Consider the following 20,945-nt stretch of genomic DNA (forward strand, 5'->3'; position numbering starts at 1 on the left):
ACTTGGCTCAGCGGCGAGGTGCTCGCCTTCGGCACGTGGATCCGCGTCGCACCCCACCGCTTGGCGGGGTACGACGCGGACTGCTTCGTCATGCTTCGCACGTCGCGGAACGGTGAGGAGGCATTCGCCCAGTAGGTGGGCTAGTCGCCCAGCTTGGTCGCGAAGATCCACAAGGTCCGGACAGATCGCCAGCAGGTCGCCGGCACGTTCAGCTCGACGCCTCTTCGAAGGCGGACGGGCGACGGTCGATGACTCGCTTGGCCTTGGACACGGCGCGTTCGAGTGTCTCGGGGTCGAGTACCTCGACGGAAAAATTGACGTTCGTGTCGTTCTTCAGTCGAGCCTTGATCGCCTGAGCGAGCTCGTCCTTGAACGTGCGCGGGTCGGCGGGACTGATGGTTGGGTCATGCTCTACGCGGACCGTGGCTTCATCCATCGCATCGGGTCGCTCAAGGACGACCACGAACTCGACTCCGGTACCAGGGACTGAGAGCAGGGAGCGCTGGACCTGGCTCGGGTAGACGTTCGCCCCGCGAATGATCATCATGTCGTCGAGTCGCCCGTACACCCCGTTAGGCAGCCTGGGGTAGGTCCGCCCGCAGGCGCATGGTTCGTAGGACATGTGGGATTCATCTCGCGACGCAAACCGAATCATCGGCTGTGATTCGCGGTGGAGGTGCGTGTAAACCACACCGCCGCTTGTGCCTTCGGGCGCGGAACGGTTGGGGTCCTGCTTGTCGACGATTTCAGTCCACACTTGATCTTGAAGGACATGCACGCCACGCCCCTGCTCGCACTCGGCGTTGGAGGCGAACGGCGTCATCTCCGAGGTCGTGGCGAGATCACGGACTGTCATGCCCCACCCTCGCTCCAAGACCTCACGGGTTCCGGGAATGGCGGCCCCGGGTTCGCCGATGAAGATGCCCAGCCGCAGTGGTGAAGCGGCGGTGTCGTAGCCAAGTGAACGGGCACGCTCGAGCATGTGCAGCGCATACGTCGGTGTGCAGATCAGCACAGTCGATCCCATGCGGTACATGAGTTCCAGCTGACGTTCCGTCTCGCCGGCACCGATCGGGAAGGCTGTCGCCCCAATTCGCTCACAACCGAGAAGCGAGCCCCAGCCTCCGATGAACATGCCGAACACCGTGGCGAGCTGGACCCGATCGGTCGGGCGAACCCCCGCTGTGTAGAACCCCTGTGCCATCACGTCAGCGATGTGGTCCCAGTCACGGTGAGAGATTCCGTAGAGCGTCGGAACTCCGGTCGTGCCGGACGAGCCGTGCACCCGTGCGATCTCGGATTCCGGCACCCCGAGGTAGCTCCCGAATGGAGGTGTCTCTGCCTGGTCTTCCCGAAGCATGGCCTTGGTGATCACAGGCACCAGTCGGGTGAAGTCTTCCAAGCAAGTCACTTGCCGAGGGTGGAAGTCGTGAGAGTCGTAGTGACGCCGGTAGAAGGGCAGCTCCTCGTAGACCCGATGCAACTGACGCTGCAACAGGCTGAGCACTCCGGCCTCTCGGTCCGGCCGGGACTGCGTCTCCCTTTGTTCGTTCCAGTAGGCACCATGGGTCTCCATCGTGTACCGCCTCTCTCGGTTTCCCGGCTTGCAGGATGCCCTCCCTGATAGTGAGGGACTACCCCCGAAATATGCTGCAATCCGGGGGTAGTGAGCGACTGATCGAGTCATCACAATTCGGTGGCATGACCCGAATCACTCTCGCCGACCAGACCGGTCGAGTCCGTTCGCCTCAACGAGGTGGACGTATGCGCTCCGATTGGTCGCCAGTGCGAATCGCAGTGGATGTGACAGGAACGCGCCGGTGCAACGGCGCGTGGTTCCCATGCTGAGCGCATCGGGGCTCGTGGTCGGGTACGGCGCAAACCGAAGTGTCCTGGACCGAGTTGACCTCTCAGTGCCGGACTCCGGGGTGGTAGCGGTCCTCGGGAGCAACGGCGCAGGCAAGTCCACCCTGCTGCGGACACTCTCGGGCACGCTGAGCTTCCACGGTGGCGCACTCCACGATGGCCAGGTCAAGCTCGACGACCGGCCGATTCAGCGCCTTTCCGCAGCATCGATTGCCCGCGCCGGTGTGGTGCAGGTCCCTGAGGGCCGCAAGATCTTCGCGAAGATGACGGTCGAGGAGAACCTGCGAGTGGGTGCGGTCTGCACCCCGCCCGGTCGGAGGGCATCAGCCAGAGAACGCGTCATGGAGCTCTTCCCGCGGCTCGCTGAACGCCTGGAGCAGCGCGCCGGCTTGTTGTCGGGTGGTGAGCAGCAGATGTTGGCGATGGGGCGCGCTGTCATGGCGAGCCCCAGAGTGCTGCTCCTCGACGAACCTTCCCTCGGACTCGCGCCCAAGCTGATTGAGCAGATCGGCGACATCGTGACCGAGATCAGCGCGCAAGGAACGCCGGTAGTGCTGGTGGAGCAGAACGCTGCGATGGCGTTGCGGGTTGCTGCCACCGCGGTGGTGCTCGAGGTCGGTCGTGTGGCCATGAGCGGCGAGGCCGAGCAGCTGAAGGACTCCGACGGGATTCACGACCTCTATCTCGGTGGACACTCGCATCCTGCCGCCCAGGACGTTGACGGAGAAGTGGAGGGCGAGGCGACCGATCTGCCCCGTCGTCGCCTGGCGAGGTGGACGGCATGAAACCAACCTCGGACGGGACCACCGCAGCAGAGTCGACCTACGTGCCAGAGCTGCACGTGCGCAATGTCACCGTGCGATTCGGAGGCCTCGCGGCACTCACGGATGTCTCCTTCACGGTCAAGCCCGGCACCATTCACGCCCTGATTGGGCCTAACGGTGCGGGCAAGTCCACCTGCTTCAACGTGGTGTCTGGTCTCTATCCGGTCGATGAGGGAGACGTCCGATTCGGACCCTCGGACCTGATGAGCACTGCCCCGCATCAGCGAGTCTCGCTCGGCATCGGACGAGCGTTTCAGAACACTGCGCTGTCAGGCCATGTCACGGTGTTGGACAACGTCATGCTCGGCCGCCATGCCCTGACGCGTGGCGGGTTCCTCTTGGCTGGCCTTCGGTCACCGAGGATGCGCAAGGAACAGCAACTCCACCTCGATCGAGTCGTCGAGATATGCGAGTTCCTCGGGTTGGGAGACCATCTGCAGCGGCCGGTCGGTCAGCTGTCGTACGGCGACCAGAAGCGTGTCGATGTCGCTCGAGCGCTAGCCACGGAACCGAAGCTCCTGATGCTCGATGAGCCGGCCGCGGGGATGAACGACGCTGAGACGTCAGTCATGGCGCAACTGATCAGCGACATTCGGTCCAGCCTGGGGATCTCGGTGCTCCTCGTCGAACACGACATGTCCCTGGTCATGAGCATTGCCGACCACGTGACCGTCCTCGACTTCGGTCGCGGAATTGCCGATGGAACCCCGAGCCAGATTCGCACGTCCCCTGAAGTGATCAGGGCATACCTCGGCGGCGGGGAAGGTCCCGCTGTCCTGCAGGAGGAACTCAGCTGATGAGCACGTTCATGCAACTGACGATCAACGGTGCAGGGAGCGGCGCGGTCTTTGCTCTCCTGGCCCTCGGATTCGTCATCATTTACAGGGCCAGCGGGGCGGTGAACTTCGCCCACGGATCACTGGTGCTCGTTGCCGGGTACATCACGGTTCGCGCTCAAGAGTCCATGGGAATCACCGTCGCGGCAATACTCGGGGTCCTAGGGGCCGGCGTGCTGGCGGTGATCATCGAACGCGTGCTTGTCGCACGCACCCGCGGTGGCGACCCCATTGCGCTGGTTCTCCTTACCATCGGCGTCGACGTCGTCATCGTCGAAGAGGTGGCGCGGCGCCTCGGGTCGTCCGCTCCCTTCGTCCGCGTTCCTTGGGCCAACGAAGTCATTCACGTGGGTCAGATCACTGTCCTAAAAGGGCAGATCGTCGCGCTCTGTTTCGGGCTCGTGATCATCGCCGTCTTGTTCGCACTCTTCCGATTCACCGGATGGGGACTCGCCATGCGAGCGCAAGCAGAGCACCGCGAGGCAGCAGCACTCATGGGAGTCCGCAATACCCAGGTCACGGCAGCCGCCTGGCTCATCGCCGGGGTTCTCGCCGGCATCGCAGTGCTTTTCCTGGCAACGCCGGATTTCGCTGGCGGCGGTGTGTCGCGTGCGACGCACAGTCTGGTGCTGGTGGCGTTTCCCGCTGCGATCATCGGCGGGCTCGATTCAACGAATGGGGCCGTGATCGGCGGCTTCATTGTGGGGCTGACCGGGGCATACAGCCAGCAGTACGTCTCCTTCGAGTTCGCCAGAGTCGCGGTCTACCTCGTCATGTTGGCGGTCCTCGTCGTACGGCCGTCGGGACTTTTTGGGACCAAGGAGGTCCAACGTGTCTAACTCACCGAACAGGCTGCATGTTGCCGGCGCCACCTCCGACCGGTCTCAAGTCCTTGACCGCAACGAACCGACTCCCACCAGGCCATGGAGCAGATCGAGCAGGGGACGGCTCGTCAGGATCGCTAGCGGGGTTGTCGCCTTGGTCGTGGCGCTCGCTCTCCCGCTCTACGTCAGCGAGGTGTGGCTCCGCGTCTTCGAGTACGCCATGGTCGGAGCCGTGGCCGCCATCGGCCTCACCCTGCTGAGCGGACACTGTGGGCAGCTTTCGCTCGGAACGCCATTCTTCATGCTGGTCGGTGGGACCGCCTACGCCGCACTCGCGGCCGACGCGGAAGCCGGGTCGGATCTCGTCGGCATTGGTCTTCCCCCCGTGATCGCGATCGTAGGTGCTGTCGTCGTATCGTCCCTGGCTGGTCTCGCGTTCGCTCCCGTGGCTGGTCGAGTCAGCGGCATCTATCTAGCGGTGGCGACCCTCTCCTTGGTCTTTCTTGGGCTCTATCTTGGGCAGCGGTTCACGGAGTTCACTGGCGGTGCTGCCACAGGGCGCCCGGCTCCGCCCTTCACGATCTTCGGCTTCTCGTTGACGACTCGTGAACCCGAATTGACCGTGCTTGGCGTTCCGTTCGGTGCTCAGGAACGCATGTGGTACCTCTTCCTCATCCTGGTCATCGGCGGGATCTTCTTGGCCTTGGGGGCGGTCCGATCCCGACCGGGGCGGTCGTGGCGGGCCGTCAGGGACAACCCCGCCTCGGCTGCGGCGATGGGTGTCAACGTTGCTCGTGCTCGAGCCACGGCCTTCGCCGTTTCGGCAGGCTACGCCGGTCTCGCCGGGGTCATGATGGTGCTCTGGTTTGGACTGCTGAAGGCTGACGAGAACGAGTTTCAAGGCTCGTGGTCGATCGCGGCTGCGATCAGCCTGCTAGCCATCGTCATCATCGGCGGGTTGGGGTCGGTGTGGGGTGCCGTACTCGGAGCGGCCTTCGTGTTTGGCCTTCCTCTTGCGCTCAGGCTGCTCGTGCCGAGCGTTCCGCTGCTTGCCAGCATCACCGAAGGATCAGGGGGATTCACGCCTTCGGTGATCACTGCATTCGCCTACGGGTCGTTGATCGTGCTGGTCGTGATCTTCGAACCCGGCGGGCTGGCCGCCATCGGCCGGCGAATCACCGCAAGGTTCGGCCGCTGACTCCCTGACGTCCTCCGTCAGGCCCAGCGCTGATCGTCCTCATCCAAGGAGACTCATCATGAAAATCACTCGCTCGCTGGTCGCCGCCGTGACGGTCGGCACCCTCACCCTCGCATCATGTGGGGGAACCAAGTCGGAGTCAGAAAACACCGGGGTGACCGACGACACGATCAAGCTTGGTGTGCTGACGGACCTGTCCGGCCCGTTCCTCGAGCTGTCGGAGGCCATCCTCGCGGGCAATGAGATCTGGGTCGAGCAGGTCAACGCCTCGGGAGGGGTCTGCGGTCGCGACGTCGAACTTGTCGTCCGCGACCATGGGTACGACGCGGATGCTGGCGTCGTCGCCTACCAGGAACTTGAGTCGCAGGTCTTGGGGTTCATGCATGTCCTTGGATCGCCGATCAATGCCGCACTCGATCAGAATTATCTCGACAACGAGACCACGACGGTCGCGCTGTCTTGGTCGTCCTTCATCCTGAAGAACCCTTACATCATCGTCCCGGGGACGACGTTCGACGTTGAGATGATCAACGGGCTCTCCTACCTGATGGAGCAAGGACAGATCAAGCCGGGAGACACGATCGGACACATCTACCTTGAAGGCGAGTACGGGGAGAACGGTCTACTCGGTGCTGAGTACTTCGCCGCGCAGCACGACCTCACCATCGAGAAGGTCAAGGTGCTTCCGACCGACTCTGACTTGCGCAACGCGGTCACGGGACTCAAGGGCAGCAATGTGGCGGCCATCGCGATGACCACCACGCCGGCGCAGACGCTCAACGTGGCGGTTGTCAACCAGCAGCTTGGTTTGGATGTCCCGATTGTCGGGAACAACCCGGCGTTCGGCCCTAACATCCTGACGCCAGAGACGGCCGACGCCCTGCGGAACGTGTACGTCGTTGCCTCGGCCACGCCCTACACGTCCGATGTGCCGAAGGCGCAGGAAGTTGCGGATCTCTTCGAAGCGCGCGGCGACGGTGTACCCCACGCCGGGGTCCCCTACGGCTACGCGATCGGCGAGATCTGGGGCCAGCTTCTCGAGGGCACTTGCGATGATCTGACGCGCGAGGGCGTGAAGAAGGCCAAGGACGAAGCCGACTCACTGGACACGGAGGACCTCGTGGCCGAGCTGGACTTCTCGAGTCCCGGAAGCCCGGCTACTCGGGCGGTCTACGTGGCGGTCCCGAACATCGACACCCCCGGCGGTCTCGATCAGCAGGGCGAGCTCTTCGTCTCGGAGGACGCTGAGACGTACCGGGCGCCGGAGCAGCAGGACTGACCGGTCCGATGTGATGCTGAGCATGGGAAGGTTGGGCCACGGTCTGCCTTCCCATGCTCAGCGGACTGCCGGTCCGTGCCCGGTGCCGCAGGAGTACCAGGTCCGCGTAATCGTTGAAATCGATCCCGTGGGCGGCGGCTGCACCTCTGGATGCCTGCACCTGGACGTCGAAGGTTTCCAGTACTCGATGAGCCCCCGCGTCTGATGCTTCGAGACGATTGTCAGTGCGAGGGTCGCAACGCACCGCACGAAGTGAAAGCATCGACGACTGGCGGCGGCGCGACAGGTGCTTTCGCAGCGCGATGGCTCAAGCCTCTGCCGCGACATGATCGATAGGGCCCTGATCGGGTCCAAGGTCAGTTGCGGGTCACGAACGCCAAGTCGGTCAGCGTCGTATCAAACTCGGGATGCTCGAGTTGGCGTCGGCTTCGTGCCGCCCACGCGAGATCGTGATCCCGGTGGGTCCAGGGAGGGAGCCGCCCGTTGAAGCCCCTGCGGCTGCCATGTCTTGGCGGCGTGGGTCAGTGCCTGTTCTCGAAGACGTGCGGCTCCGTTCGGGAGCGAACGTCTGCGAGAGCAACGTCTGGCGCAAGCTCGATGAGTTGAAGTCCGTCGGGTGTGATGTCGAGGACGCACAGGTCGGTGATGATGCGCTGGATCACGCCGCGGCCCGTGTAGGGGAGCGAGCACTCCTCGACGATCTTGTAGGCGCCGTCACGGGCGACGTGCTCCATGAGCACGATGACGCGGCTGGCCCCGTGGACGAGGTCCATCGCCCCGCCCATGCCCTTGACCATCTTTCCGGGGATCATCCAGTTGGCGATGTCGCCGCCGGCTGAAACCTGCATCGCGCCGAGGATCGCGGCGTCGACCTTGCCGGCACGGATCATGCCGAAGCTCGTGGCGGAGTCGAAGAAGCTCGCGCCCGCACGGACCGTGACGGTCTCCTTGCCGGCGTTGATGAGGTCCGGGTCGACCGCGTCGTCGGTCGGGTACGCGCCGGTGCCGAGGATCCCGTTCTCGCTCTGCAGCACGAGCTCGACGTCGTCGGGCACGTAGTTCGGCACGAGGGTCGGCAGCCCGATGCCGAGGTTGACGTAGTCGCCGTCGCTGAGCTCGGCGGCGGCGCGGGCCGCCATCTGCTCCCGGTTCCACGCCATCTCAACGCACCTCGTTCTCGGTGGGGGTGGGGCGGACCGTGCGCTTCTCGATGCGCTTGTCCTGCGCCTGCTCGGGCGTCAGCGGCACGACGCGGTGCACGTAGACGCCGGGCAGGTGCACGTGGTTCGGGTCGATCTCTCCCGGCTCGACGAGGTGCTCGACCTCCGCGACCGTGACGCGGCCCGCCATCGCGGCGAGCGGGTTGAAGTTGCGGGCGGCGTCCTTGAAGACGAGGTTGCCGTGGCGGTCGCCCTTCCAGGCGCGAACGAGCCCGAAGTCGGAGACGATCGCCTCCTCCAGGACGTAGTCGCGCTCACCGTCCGCGGTGTCGAAGGTCATGACGGGCTTCTCCGGCGACTGCCGGACGACGGCGCCGGAGGCGTCGTAGCGCCAGGGCAGCCCGCCCTCGGCGACCTGGGTCCCCACGCCGGTGCGGGTGTAGAACGCTGCGATGCCGGACCCGCCCGCGCGCATCCGCTCGGCCAACGTTCCCTGCGGCGTGAGCTCGACCTCGAGCTCACCGGAGAGGAACTGCCGGGCGAACTCCTTGTTCTCGCCGACGTACGAAGCCACGACGCGTCGGAGCCGCCCGGCCGAGAGCAGCAGACCGAGCCCCCAGTCGTCGACCCCCGCATTGTTTGACACGACCTCGAGGTCGCGCGTGCCGGCGTCCAGGAGGGCCTGGATCAACGTGGAGGGGATGCCGCAGAGGCCGAATCCGCCCACCGTGAGCCTCGCGCCGTCGGGCACGTCGGAGATCGCGTCGGCGGCCGAGCTGATGACCTTGTCCATGCGGCGATCAAAGAGCGCGTCCGATCCGTGGTCAAGCCTGCTCCTGCAAAACCTGCCAATTGCTCGTTCAGTGGAATCAGGGGATCAACGGCGTCCATTCAGCGGACGCCCTACGATGAGCGCGTGACCGAGTCCCCGAGTGTCGTGCGGCGAGCGGGAGCCCTGCTGCGTGCCCTGGCGGCGCACGAGCCCTCGGGCGCCAGCACGACCGCGCTCGCCGACGCCGCAGAGGTGCCCCGCCCTACCGCGCACCGTCTCCTGATCGCGCTCAGCGCGGAGGACCTCGTCGAGCGCGACGTCGACAGCGGCGCGTGGCACCTGGGGTCGGAGTGCTTCCTCCTCGGCGCGGCCGCGACGAACCGTCACGACGTCACGCCGCTGGCTCGCGCCACCGTGCGCAGGCTGGCGGCGGAGACGGGCGAGAGCGCGTTCTTCTCGGTGCGCCGCGGTGACGAGACGGTCTGCGTCCTGCGCGAGGACGGCAGCTTCCCGATCCGCTCGCACGTGCTCCACGAGGGCATCCGCTTCCCGCTCGGTGTCGCATCGGCGAGCCTGGCGGTGCTGGCCCTGCTGCCCGACCGAGAACGCGAGACCTACCTGGCGTCGACCGACCTGGAGCGCGAGTTCGGGGTCGAGCACGGCGTCGGGCCGCTGTCCGCACGCGTCGCGGCCACCCGCGACCGCGGGTACGCCGTCAACCCCGGGCTCATCGTCGAGGGGAGCTGGGGACTCGGTGCGGCGGTCCTCGACGGTCACGACACGCCGCGGTGGGCGGTGAGCCTGACCGGGATCGAGGCGCGGATCGCGCCGCGGCAGGCCGAGCTGGGCGAGCAGCTGCTGCGAGCCGCTCACGGTCTGTCGACCCAGGTCGCGCGGTCGGGTCGTCAGCGCTGACCCGGTAACACCGACGTCACGGAGACAGGCCCGCCAGCGCCGAGATCGCCAGCTGCTCGAGCAGGGCCGCCATCTCGTGGCCCTCAAGTCGGGCGCTGTGCGGGGTGGAGTTGATCAGTCCGAAGACGGCGTGCGCGGCGGACCGCGAGTGGGCGTCGTCGGCGCCGGTCGTGGCGCGGACGACGCGGACCCACAGCTCGACGTACTGGCGCTGCAGGCGACGGACCGTGCGTCGATCGTCCTGGCCCAGGCTCTCCAGGTCACGGAACTGCACGCTGATCAGGGCCGGTCGGGTCAGCGCGAACTCGACGTGCCAGCGCACCAGGGCGAGCAGCTCGGCGCGAGGGCCATCGGCCGCCGCGGCCTCGGCCCGGCGCAGGCCCTCGGCGAGCAGGAGCTCGGAGATGTCGACCAGCATCGTGCCGAGCAACGCCTCCTTGCTCGTGAAGTGCTTGTACAGCGCAGGCCCGGAGGTGCCGACGGCTCGGCCGATCTCGTGCATCGACACGCCGTGGAAGCCCTGGACGGCGAACAGGCCGGCCGCGACCTCGACGATCTGCTGGCGACGGCCAGCGGGTGGGGGTGCTGCAGCGTCGACGTCCACCCCAGCATCGTAGACGGGTCTGGACGTCGAGGTTAATGATTGCTAACCTGGCGCTGGTTAATGATCGTTAACCGACGCCGAGAAGGTAGGGGACCGCCGCATGTTCGAGCTCAGCCGGGAGCACGAGGCCTTCCGCGGATCCGTGCGCGACTTCGCCGAGCGCGAGATCGCCCCGCACGTCGCCGCGTGGGACCGTGACCACCACTTCCCGGTGGACGTCGTCCGCCACATGGGCGACCTGGGCCTGATGGGTCTGACGGCGCCGGAGTCCCTCGGCGGCGCCGGCGAGGACGGCGACTTCACGTCGCTCTGCGTCGCGATCGAGGAGATCGGCCGCGTCGACCAGTCGATGGGGATCACCCTCGAGGCGGCGGTGGGCCTCGGCATCAACCCGATCCTCACCTACGGCACCGACGAGCAGAAGGAGCAGTGGCTGCCCGACCTCGTCGCGGGACGCGCGCTCGCCGGCTTCGGCCTGACCGAGCCGGGGGCAGGCTCGGACGCCGGCGCCACCCGGACCCGGGCCGAGATCGACGGCGACGAGTGGGTCGTCAATGGTGCCAAGCAGTTCATCACCAACTCGGGCTCGGAGATCACCTCGCTCGTGACCGTCACGGCCCGCACGGGACAGCGCGAGAACGGGTCCGCCGAGATCTCGGCGATCATCGTCCCGTCCGGCACGCCGGGCTTCGAGGTCGAGCCGTCCTACGACAAGCTCGGGTGGCACATCTCCGACACGCACCCGCTGGCCTTCACCGACTGCCGCGTCCCGGCCGGCAACGTGCTCGGCGAGCGCGGCCGTGGCTACGCCCAGTTCCTCGGCACGCTCGACGACGGCCGCGTGGCGATCGCCGCCCTCGCGGTGGGCCTGCTGCAGGCCTGCCTCGACCTGACCGTCACCTACGCGGGGGAGCGCCAGACCTTCGGCGGCCCCATCGGGCGCAAGCAGGGCGTCGCGTTCCAGATCGCCGACCTCGAGGTCATGCTGCAGGCCTCGCGTCTGCTGACCTACAAGGCGGCGGCGATGAAGGACGCGATGGACCGGGGCGCCTCGGGCGCTCCCTCCCGCGCCGAGTTCAAGCAGGCCGCCTCCGTCGCGAAGCTCTACGCCACCGAGTCCGCCGTGACGGCGACGCGCATCGCGACGCAGGTCTTCGGCGGCTACGGCTTCATGGAGGAGTACCCCGTCGCCCGGTTCTACCGCGACGCCAAGATCCTCGAGATCGGCGAGGGCACGAGCGAGGTCCAGCGCATGCTGATCGCCCGCGGCCTCGGGCTCCCGGTCGAGTGACCGGCATGGCGACGGCACCCGCGACGGGCGACACCGTGAAGCGCATCCAGCAGCGCGGCCTCTGGTTCGAGGAGTTCGAGGTCGGCACGATCTACGCGCACCGGCCGGGCCGCACGGTCACCGAGACCGACAACGTGCTGTTCACGACCCTGACGATGAACACCCAGCCGCTGCACCTCGACCAGGCCGCGAGCGAGCTGCTCGCCCCGTTCCACGACCGCCTGGTCAACTCGATGTTCACCCTGTCGACGCTGGTCGGCCTGTCGGTCACGCAGCTCACCCAGGGCACGATCGTCGCGAACCTCGGCTTCTCCGAGATCTCGTTCCCGGCGCCAGTCCGCCACGGCGACACGCTCTACGCCGAGACCCTCGTCGAGGACAAGCGACCCTCGGGCAGCCGGCCGGGCGAGGGCGTCGTCTCGATGCGGCACACGGCCCGGAACCAGGACGACGTCGTCGTGGCGGTCGCGGTCCGCAAGACCCTCGTGAGGATGGCGCCCGATGCGTGACGCGAGCCCCGGCCCGGCCTGGTTGTTCTGCCCCGCCGACCGCCCCGACCGGTACGGCAAGGCGCTTGCCGCGGCCGACGTCGTGATCCTCGACCTGGAGGACGCCGTGGCACCGGCTGCCAAGGCGTCGGCACGCGAGGCCCTGCGCGGCCTCGCGGCCGACGGGATCGTCGACTGGGCGCGCACGGTCGTGCGCGTCAACGGTGCCGACACGGTCGACCACGCTGCCGACCTCGCGCTGACGCAGGATATCGGCGTCCGCACCGTCATGCTGTCGAAGTCGGAGCGCGCGGACGACGTGCGCGCCGTGCCGCACGACGTCGTGCTGCTGCTCGAGACGCCCGCGGGCATCCGGGACGCCGACGAGCTCGCCTCCGTCGACAACGTGGTGGCCGTGATGTGGGGGGCCGATGACCTGGTGGCCGGCCTCGGCGGCACCTCCAGCCGCTTCCCCGACGGCCGGTACCGCGACCTGGCCCGGCACGCCCGGGCCCGCGCGCTGCTCGCGGCGAAGGCGGCCGGTCGGCTGGCCCTGGACGCGGTGCACATGGACATCCCCGACACGGCCGGACTTGCTGCCGAGTGCGAGGACGCCGTGGCCTCGGGGTTCGACGCGACCGTGGCGATCCACCCGACGCAGGTCGCGGTGATCCGCCGGTCCTACGCGCCCGACGCCGAGCGCGTCGTGTGGGCCGAGCAGCTGCTGGCCCACGTCGGCGACGACCGCAGCGTCACGACCTTCCGGGGCCGGATGGTCGACGGCCCCATCTACGCCCAGGCCGAGCGAGTCCTCCGACTCGCCGCCGCGACCTCCGGAGGACGATGATGGACAGCCTTAGAGACCTGACCGATCAGCTGCACGCCCGCCTCGCGGCGGTGCGCGACGCCGGCGCCGGAGGCAGCGAGGCGGCCCGCGCCAAGCACACGGGTCGCGGCAAGATGCTCGTGCGCGACCGGGTCGACCGGCTGCTCGATCCCGGCAGCCCGTTCCTGGAGCTCAGCCCGCTCGCGGCCCACGGGATGTACGGCACGGGGGGCGACGACTCGGCCGTTCCGAGCGCTGGCATCGTGACGGGCATCGGCCGTGTCGCGAGCCGCGAGGTCATGGTGATCGCGAACGACGCGACGGTCAAGGGGGGCACGTACTACCCCATGACGGTCAAGAAGCACCTGCGCGCCCAGGCCGTCGCGGCCCAGAACCGGCTCCCGTGCATCGCCCTGGTCGACAGCGGGGGCGCGTTCCTGCCGATGCAGGACGATGTGTTCCCCGACCGTGAGCACTTCGGTCGCATCTTCTTCAACCAGGCCCAGCTCTCTGCACAGGGAGTGCCCCAGATCGCTGCCGTCATGGGCTCGTGCACCGCGGGCGGCGCCTACGTGCCCGCGATGTCGGACGAGACCGTCATCGTGAAGGACCAGGGCACGATCTTCCTGGGCGGTCCGCCGCTCGTGAAGGCCGCGACGGGCGAGGTCGTGACGGCCGAGGAGCTCGGCGGCGGCGAGGTCCACGCCCGCACCTCGGGCGTCGTCGACCACCTCGCGCACGACGACGCCCACGCCCTCGACCTGCTGCGCGGGATCGTCGGGACGTTCGAGCGACCCACGGCCGGCTCGATCGTCGCCGCTCCGGTCGAGGAGCCGCTCGAGGACCCTGACGGCCTGTTCGACGTCGTGCCCAGCGACACCCGCACGCCGTACGACGTGCGCGAGGTGATCCGCCGGGTCGTCGACGGGTCGCGCCTCCAGGAGTTCAAGCCCCTCTACGGGGAGACGCTCGTGTGCGGCTTCGCGCGCATCCACGGCTACCCCGTCGGCATCGTCGCCAACAACGGCATCCTGTTCAGCGAGTCCTCGCTCAAGGGCGCGCACTTCATCGAGCTGTGCAACCAGCGCGGCGTCCCGCTCGTGTTCCTGCAGAACATCACCGGCTTCATGGTGGGCAAGGAGTACGAGAACCGCGGCATCGCCAAGGACGGCGCCAAGCTCGTCACGGCCGTGGCCTGCTCGGTCGTCCCGAAGTTCACGGTCGTGATCGGCGGCTCCTTCGGTGCCGGCAACTACGGCATGTGCGGACGCGCCTACGACCCGCGATTCCTGTGGATGTGGCCCAACGCCCGGATCTCCGTCATGGGTGGCGAGCAGGCCGCCTCGGTCCTCGCGACCGTGCGCTCCGACCTCGAGACCGAGGAGCAGGTCGAGGCGTTCAAGGCACCGATCCGCGACCAGTACGAGACGCAGGGATCGGCCTACTACTCCACCGCGCGGCTGTGGGACGACGGGATCATCGACCCCGGCGACACCCGCCGCGTCCTCGGCATGGCGCTGGCTACCTCCGCCAACGCCCCGATCCCCGCGCCGTCCTACGGCGTCTTCAGGATGTGATGACGATGTCGCAGCAGTCCAGGACCGTTTTGGTCGCCAACCGCGGCGAGATCGCACTGCGTGTCTTCCGTACTGCCGAGGCGATGGGCCTGCGTACGGTGGCAATCCACACGCAGGTCGACGCCGCCGCGCCGCACGTTCTCGCCGCCGACGTGGCTGTCGCGGTTCCCGACTATCTCGATGTCGAAGCCGTCGTGGCAGCGGCGCGCGAGGTCGGGGCCGACGTCGTGCACCCGGGGTACGGCTTCCTCTCCGAGCGGTCCGCGTTCGCCGCGGCACTGCGCGACGCGGGCGTGACCCTGGCGGGGCCGAGTCCGGAGGTCATGGAGCAGATGGGTCGCAAGGACCTCGCCCGTGAGGTCGCGGTCGCGGCCGGCGTGCCGGTCGTGCCCGCGTACGCGCTCGACGACGACCCGGCGACGTTCGCGTACCCCGTCCTGGTCAAGGCCGCCGCGGGCGGCGGCGGCAAGGGGATGCGGGTCGTGCGCTCGGCCGAGGACTTCGCCGAGGGCGCCGCCGCAGCCCGCCGAGAGGCCGAGAGCTCGTTCGGCGACGGGACGCTGCTGGTCGAGAAGTATGTCGAGTCGGGCCGCCACCTCGAGGTGCAGGTCATGGCCGACACCCACGGCACCGTGCTGCACCTGTGGGAGCGTGACTGCTCGACGCAGCGTCGCCACCAGAAGGTGCTGGAGGAGGCCCCCGCGCCGACGATCGACGAGGACACGCGCCAGCGACTCGTCGCCTCCGCCGTCGACCTCGCCCGCGAGGTCGGCTACGTCGGCGCAGGCACGGTCGAGTTTCTGCTCGACAACGCGACCGGAGAGTTCTACTTCCTCGAGATGAACACCCGCCTCCAGGTCGAGCACCCCGTCACCGAGGCCATCACGGGCCTCGACCTGGTCGAGCTCCAGTTGCGTGTCGCTGCAGGCGAGCCTTTGCCGATCACCCAGGACGATGTGGGACGCGACGGTTGGGCGATCGAGGCGCGGGTCTATGCCGAGGACGCGTTCGGCGGATTTCTGCCGCAGGCCGGTACAGCTAGCCACGTGGCCTGGCCGGAGGGTGTGCGGGTGGATCACGCGTTGTTCTCGGGGCAACGGGTCTCGACGAGCTACGACCCGATGCTCGGCAAGATCATTGCCTTCGGATCGGACCGCGAGGAGGCTCGCGCAGCCCTGGTCACCGCGCTCGACGAGACCGTCGTCCTGGGCCTGACGACCAACACCGGCTTCCTCCGCGCCCTCGCGGCTAGCGAGGAGTTTCGCGACCGCAGAATCGACACCGCGTGGCTCGATGTCCACGAGGTGGCGCCGCCGGCGATCGAGGACGCGCGGGCCCTGGCGGCCTGGGTGCAGGCATCGGCCGGACGGGCCAGCGAGGCCAGCCCGTTCACCGCGGACGGATTCCGCGTCGCTGGATCTCCAGCGCCGATGCAGGTCCGCCTCGATGAGGCCGTCGTGGTCGACAGGCAGGCGTCGACCGTCGGCGGTCGGCTGCTCCGGCGGCTCATCGTGGAGGATCGCGGCCGTTTCGTACGCGCTGAGGCGTGGCTCGGTGGCCGGCGCTTGGTCGGCCACGTCCGACTGCTGCACCCTGAAGGGGTCGAGGTCGTGCTCGCTGGCCAGCGCCACGTGCTGCGTCCGCTCGACCCGAGCGCCAGCGCCGTTGTGGGTCTCGACGACGGCCGGGTCGTCTCTCCGATGCCCGGAACTGTGCTGGACGTCCGCGTGGCGGAGGGCGACGCCGTAGCCGAGGGGGACCTCCTCTGCACCATCGAGGCCATGAAGATGGAACTTTCGCTGCGGGCGCCGCGAGCCGGTCAGGTTCTGGGGGTTCACGCTGTGATCGGCCGCCAAGTGGCGCTCGGCGCGGAGTTGTTCCAGGTGGGTGTCGAGGCGGCAGGGCAGGTGTCCGAGACTGCCTCGAGTCGAGGAGCCTGAGACGCATGGCATGGGTCGACGGCGCCTGGCACCCTACCGCTCCAGTAAGGGTCCTCGAGTTCCCTACGGACGGTCCGCCCAGGTGGCGTCTGGACGGATTGGTGCATGCGCGTCGGATTGGCACGCTCGCGGCTGCGTGTGGTTCGTCGGCAGCCGAGTGGCCGATGCTGATGACCGAGCCGTTTGATCATCGTGCCCCGGAAGCGTGTGCAGTCTGCGTGGCGACGCTGTTGGGCACGGAGCGATTGGCTAGGTGAGCTCGCGATTGAGCTGCAAGCGGATGGCGCGCAGCGCCTCGCGCAGCACGTGACCTCGAGGCGCTCTTGTCGGCGGTGCGTCAGTTCATCGACGAGGAGCACGACCTCGCGTGGACGCCGACTATGCCGCGCTTGAGCAGATCGCGGGAGCCGGCCGGGGTGCCGAGGACCGGACTCGTGCGTTCGACGCAATACCGAAATGGTGTGAATGAGGCGGTCATCGCAGGCGCAGAGTCCCACGGCCTTCGACGCGTCGCGGACTTCAACCGGGCGGGCGGTGGGTCGATCGCGCCCTTGATACGTGAGCGTGAGGTTCCGACCACGCGTCAGCCTTCTCAGCTCACGTATCCGGCAGCGCCGCGTGATCGGCCATGGCGCTGCCGTGGCGGGCGGCCGAACGTATCGGAGCGGCCAGGTGCACGCACTCGCGGCGCTCGGCCTGACACGGGTGAAATCGGTGAGAGGTCAGTGACATCACCGGCACCGGCCGAACCTCAACCTTCCATCGTCATGTGGATGGCTGATCGAACGGTTCACAGGAGGTCGTCGGATGGACGTCGTGCTGACCCGATCGTGTAGTACGTCTCAGATTCGTTGACCCGAGTCGCGGCTCCGTCGACGCTGGCACGGTTCACATTCGGGGACGGCACGTCCGTCCTCGCCGCCGTGTCAGCGAGGAGAACGGTCATGTCAGTTGGCTCCCGAGGGTTCGCCCGTATCAGTTTCACGCGCCGGAGTGCAGCAGCGTGACTCAGGCTTTTGAGCGAGCCCCTGAGCTCGCAGGATCTGACTTCGAGTTGCGCGATCGCTACGAGCGCCACGAGGGACGAGTGCACCTGACCGGCATCCAGGCTCTTGCGCGGGTGCCGATCGACCAAGCGCGAGCGGATCGTGCCGAAGGTCGCCTGGTGGGCACCTACATCAGCGGCTACGAGGGTTCACCCCTCGCTGGATACGACCTGGAGCTGCTGCGTCAGACCGCTCTCTTGGACGAGCACGACATCACCTTCGAGCCGGGACTGAACGAGGAAGCCGCGACCATGGCGGTACAGGGCGCCCAACTCATCGACGGCCTCGATCCTCGTGTCGAAGGCGTCGTGGGGTTCTGGTACGGGAAGGCCCCAGGTCTGGATCGGGCGACAGACGCCTTTCGTCACGCAAACCTCATGGGAACGCACCCACGCGGCGGCGCAGTCGCGCTGGTGGGGGATGACCCGGCGGCCAAGTCCTCGAGCGTGCCGTGCACGTCAGAGCGAGCCCTTGCTGATCTCGGGATGCCGGTGTTCTATCCGGCAGACCCTGCCGAGGTCCTTTTCGCGGGGCGTCATGCGGTTGCCTTGTCGCGCGCATCAGGCCTGTGGACCTCGATCAAGGTGGTGACTGCCGTAGCGGACGGGTCGGCTTCGATGGACCTTCTCGCCGATCCCGTAGCGCCTGTCCTACCTGAGGGGTCTGGACGCCACGTGCCCAGCTCCAAGCTGCTGCAACCGACCCTCGGTCCCATTGAGCGTGACTTCATGACGACGCGCATGCGCATCGTCATGGACTATCTGCGTCTGAACGAATTGAACCGGATCACGGGAGCACCTGATGCACGTGTGGGGATCGTCGCCTCGGGCAAGACCTATCTTGACGTGCGGGAGGCTATGTCTCGCCTCGGTCTGAACGGCGGGGGGAGCGACCATGGCGACCGCGTGAGGCTCCTGAAGCTCGACGTGGTCTGGCCGCTCGACCCCGAGCAGGTCAGGCGCTTCGCCTCGGGCCTCGACGAGATCATCGTCGTCGAGGAGAAACGAGCCTTCATCGAGACTCTGGTACGAGAGGCGCTGTACGGCTCGGACTCCACCCCGACCATCACGGGAAAGGCAGACCCTCAGGGCGGCGAGCTCTTCGCATCGTACGGCGAGCTGGACGCGGACTCGGTGACACTGGGACTCGCAAAGCGGCTCGATGGACGGGACGGCATGCCGGGTGTCGGGGCATGGCTTGAGGAGCGGAACCGAACTTTCGCCCGCGAGCGACTTCATCTCCCGCTGATCCAGCGAGCGCCGTACTACTGCTCTGGCTGCCCCCACAACACCTCGACGCGCCCGAGCTCGGACTCGATCGTCGGCGCCGGAATTGGATGCCATGCGATGGTCCTGCTCATGGACCCCAAGCAGGTCGGGGACGTCGTCGGTCTGACCCAGATGGGCGGTGAAGGTACGCAGTGGCTCGGGATGGCGCCGTTCGTCAAGGCGCCACACTTCATCCAGAACCTTGGCGACGGCACCTTTCACCACTCGGGAAGCTTGGCCATTCGTGCCGCGGTGGCATCCGGCCGCAACATCACCTACCGCATCCTCTACAACTCGACGGTCGCCATGACGGGCGGCCAGGACGCGGTGGGACAGATGGACGTCCCGGCGATGGTGCGCAACCTCCTGTCCGAAGGGGTCGAACGCATCATCGTGACCACGACCGATGTGAAGGCTCTGCGAAAGGCAGGGCTGCCGCGGAGTGTCAGTGTCTGGCCCCGCGAGCGGATCGGTGATGCGCAAGAGGCCCTTGCCGCGACACAGGGCACGACCGTCCTGATCCACGAGCAGGAGTGCGCGACAGAACTTCGTCGCAAGCGCAAGCGAGGGAAGGCAGCGCAGCCGAGCGAGGCCGTGATGATCAACGAACGTTTGTGCGAGGGGTGCGGGGACTGTGGTGAGAAGTCAAACTGCCTGTCGGTCCACCCGGTCGCGACAGAGTTTGGGCGTAAGACCACGGTTCACCAGAGCTCGTGCAACTCCGACCTGACGTGTCTGTCCGGTGACTGCCCTGCCTTCATGACGATCACCAAGGGGTCGGGCCCGAGCAAGCGCGAGTCGGTCGCCCTCCTCTCGGCCGATGATCTACCCGCTCCGCCCGACCGACAGTTGTCAGGCGTGCACACTGTTCGGCTCATGGGCGTCGGCGGCACCGGAGTCGTGACGACGTCACAAGTCCTCGCCATCGCCGCAGTCCTGTCCGGCCATCACGTTCGCACCCTCGATCAGACGGGTCTCGCGCAGAAGGGTGGCGCCGTCGTCTCCGACGTGAAGATCTCGGGACGTCCGATCGAGGCCGGCAACAAGGTCGGTGACGGCGGTTGCGACCTCTACCTTGGCTACGACCTGTTGGTGGCCGTCGACCCCCGCAACTACGCAGTACTCGCCCGGGAAGGAACGGCGATCGTGTCGACGTCCGTCGTGCCCACAGGTGCGATGGTCAGCGACAAGTCGGTGCTGTTCCCGGACGTGGACGAGGCCCTTGTGCCGATCCGTGAGCGATCCGATCCCGAACGCGTCCTGGCCTTCGACGCTCGTCGGTACGCGGAGGGCCTGTTCGGCGCCGAGCAGTTCGCGAACATGTTTCTCCTCGGTGTTGCCCTCCAGGCAGGGGCGCTGCCACTGTCGGCCGCTGCCGTCGAGGAGTCGATCACTCTGAACGGGGTCGCCGTCGAGAAGAACGTGCAGTCCTTCCGCCGTGGGCGGCAATGGATCAGTGACCGACGGAGCCTCGATGCGGCCCTCCCGACGCCGGACGTGGCCGACGAGGCCGCCCCGACCAGGTCGAGCCAGATGGTGAAAGCGTCACCCGGATCCGAGCTCGAACGGCTCGTCCGAGTTCGCGCCCATGAACTGGCCGCCTACCAGAACGAGAAGTACGCGATGCGATACGCGGAACTCGTCGAACGCGCCCGCGCTGTCGAGGACCGCGTCATGGGGGCTCCCGGTCCGTTTGCAGAAGCTGTCGCTACCTACGCCTTCAAGTTGATGGCCTACAAGGACGAGTACGAGGTTGCTCGCTTGGCACTCGACACCAGCGTCCGCGACGAGGTCGCCCAGACGTTCGGAGCGGATGCTCGCATCGCGTGGCGGCTGCACCCGCCGACCCTCCGCGCACTCGGTATGAAAAGGAAGTTGTCGCTCGGGGCGTGGTTCCGCCCGGCACTGTCTGCCCTCTACCGCTTGCGTGGCCTCAGGGGGACGCCCTTCGATCCCTTCGGGCGAGCCGAGGTTCGTCGTGTGGAACGAGGCTTGGTCACGGAGTACGAGGAGACGATCTCGGCCTGCCTTGGTGTCATGAACGTGGCCACGATCGATCACGCTGTCCGCCTCGCGGGTCTCCCGGACATGGTGCGAGGTTACGAGGACATCAAGCTTCGTTCGGTCGCGGCATATGAGGAGGAGCGCGTCACACTTCTACGCTTGCTGAGCGAGGCGTGAGTTCTTGACCGAGCCAGGTGTCGTGCGCCATTTCGGACGCATGATGCTCG

At 67.3% G+C, this 20,945-nt stretch carries 16 protein-coding genes; 12 read left to right on the plus strand and 4 right to left on the minus strand.

Annotated elements, in window-relative coordinates:
- Positions 1-208 precede the first annotated feature (208 nt).
- Positions 209-1,576: an AMP-binding protein gene (locus KAG51_RS01270; protein ID WP_290579807.1), complete on the minus strand. Its 1,368-nt coding sequence runs from the start codon at positions 1,574-1,576 to the stop codon at positions 209-211.
- Positions 1,577-1,841: 265 nt separating this feature from the next.
- Here KAG51_RS01270 and KAG51_RS01275 point away from each other — a divergent pair, with 265 nt between their 5' ends.
- From KAG51_RS01275 to KAG51_RS01295, 5 genes are all read left to right on the plus strand, one after another.
- Positions 1,842-2,651 carry an ABC transporter ATP-binding protein gene (locus KAG51_RS01275; protein WP_290580019.1) on the plus strand — a complete coding sequence of 270 codons (810 nt, stop codon included), beginning with the start codon at positions 1,842-1,844 and terminating at the stop codon, positions 2,649-2,651.
- Complete coding sequence (locus KAG51_RS01280) at positions 2,648-3,487, plus strand: ABC transporter ATP-binding protein (protein WP_290580021.1); 840 nt, start codon at positions 2,648-2,650, stop codon at positions 3,485-3,487. The genes KAG51_RS01275 and KAG51_RS01280 overlap by 4 nt, the downstream gene beginning before the upstream one ends.
- Entirely contained in the window at positions 3,487-4,365 is an 879-nt protein-coding gene (locus KAG51_RS01285; RefSeq protein WP_290579809.1) for a branched-chain amino acid ABC transporter permease, read from the plus strand. The genes KAG51_RS01280 and KAG51_RS01285 overlap by 1 nt, the downstream gene beginning before the upstream one ends.
- Positions 4,366-4,510: 145 nt before the next feature.
- On the plus strand, positions 4,511-5,548 hold the full coding sequence (locus KAG51_RS01290; RefSeq protein ID WP_290579810.1) for a branched-chain amino acid ABC transporter permease: 1,038 nt from the start codon (positions 4,511-4,513) through the stop codon (positions 5,546-5,548).
- Between the two features lie 58 nt (positions 5,549-5,606).
- Positions 5,607-6,827 (plus strand): ABC transporter substrate-binding protein, encoded by a 1,221-nt coding sequence (locus KAG51_RS01295; protein ID WP_290579812.1) that lies wholly within the window; start codon positions 5,607-5,609, stop codon positions 6,825-6,827.
- A gap of 521 nt (positions 6,828-7,348) precedes the next feature.
- Here the strand turns inward: KAG51_RS01295 and KAG51_RS01300 are convergent.
- Both KAG51_RS01300 and KAG51_RS01305 read right to left on the minus strand, forming a co-directional pair.
- Positions 7,349-7,987, minus strand: coding sequence for a 3-oxoacid CoA-transferase subunit B (locus KAG51_RS01300; protein WP_290579814.1), 639 nt, complete (start codon positions 7,985-7,987; stop codon positions 7,349-7,351).
- A 1-nt stretch (position 7,988) separates the two neighbouring features.
- Positions 7,989-8,780, minus strand: coding sequence for a CoA transferase subunit A (locus tag KAG51_RS01305; protein ID WP_290579816.1), 792 nt, complete (start codon positions 8,778-8,780; stop codon positions 7,989-7,991).
- A gap of 123 nt (positions 8,781-8,903) precedes the next feature.
- On the opposite strand from KAG51_RS01305, the gene KAG51_RS01310 reads away from it, so the two are divergent.
- Positions 8,904-9,674 (plus strand): IclR family transcriptional regulator, encoded by a 771-nt coding sequence (locus tag KAG51_RS01310; protein WP_290579818.1) that lies wholly within the window; start codon positions 8,904-8,906, stop codon positions 9,672-9,674.
- Positions 9,675-9,690: 16 nt separating this feature from the next.
- Here KAG51_RS01310 and KAG51_RS01315 read toward each other — a convergent pair whose 3' ends face one another.
- Positions 9,691-10,278: a TetR/AcrR family transcriptional regulator gene (locus KAG51_RS01315; RefSeq protein ID WP_290579820.1), complete on the minus strand. Its 588-nt coding sequence runs from the start codon at positions 10,276-10,278 to the stop codon at positions 9,691-9,693.
- Positions 10,279-10,378: 100 nt separating this feature from the next.
- On the opposite strand from KAG51_RS01315, the gene KAG51_RS01320 reads away from it, so the two are divergent.
- The 6 genes from KAG51_RS01320 (at position 10,379) to KAG51_RS01345 (ending at position 20,895) form a co-directional block, all read left to right on the plus strand.
- Entirely contained in the window at positions 10,379-11,569 is a 1,191-nt protein-coding gene (locus tag KAG51_RS01320; RefSeq protein WP_290579822.1) for an acyl-CoA dehydrogenase family protein, read from the plus strand.
- 5 nt (positions 11,570-11,574) lie between these two features.
- The gene (locus tag KAG51_RS01325) at positions 11,575-12,078 is read left to right on the plus strand and encodes a MaoC family dehydratase (protein WP_290579824.1); all 504 of its coding nucleotides are present in this window, start codon (positions 11,575-11,577) and stop codon (positions 12,076-12,078) included.
- Positions 12,071-12,904: an aldolase/citrate lyase family protein gene (locus KAG51_RS01330; RefSeq protein ID WP_290579826.1), complete on the plus strand. Its 834-nt coding sequence runs from the start codon at positions 12,071-12,073 to the stop codon at positions 12,902-12,904. Before KAG51_RS01325 ends, KAG51_RS01330 begins: the two co-directional genes overlap by 8 nt.
- Positions 12,901-14,460, plus strand: a complete 1,560-nt coding sequence (locus KAG51_RS01335) for a carboxyl transferase domain-containing protein (RefSeq protein ID WP_363316125.1) — start codon at positions 12,901-12,903, stop codon at positions 14,458-14,460. Before KAG51_RS01330 ends, KAG51_RS01335 begins: the two co-directional genes overlap by 4 nt.
- A 5-nt stretch (positions 14,461-14,465) precedes the next feature.
- The gene (locus KAG51_RS01340) at positions 14,466-16,400 is read left to right on the plus strand and encodes a biotin carboxylase N-terminal domain-containing protein (protein WP_290579830.1); all 1,935 of its coding nucleotides are present in this window, start codon (positions 14,466-14,468) and stop codon (positions 16,398-16,400) included.
- A 1,003-nt stretch (positions 16,401-17,403) separates the two neighbouring features.
- Complete coding sequence (locus KAG51_RS01345; protein ID WP_290579832.1) at positions 17,404-20,895, plus strand: indolepyruvate ferredoxin oxidoreductase family protein; 3,492 nt, start codon at positions 17,404-17,406, stop codon at positions 20,893-20,895.
- The last annotated feature ends 50 nt before the right edge of the window (positions 20,896-20,945 follow it).

Source organism: Aeromicrobium sp. (assembly GCF_023146395.1).
Lineage (GTDB): Bacteria > Actinomycetota > Actinomycetes > Propionibacteriales > Nocardioidaceae > Aeromicrobium.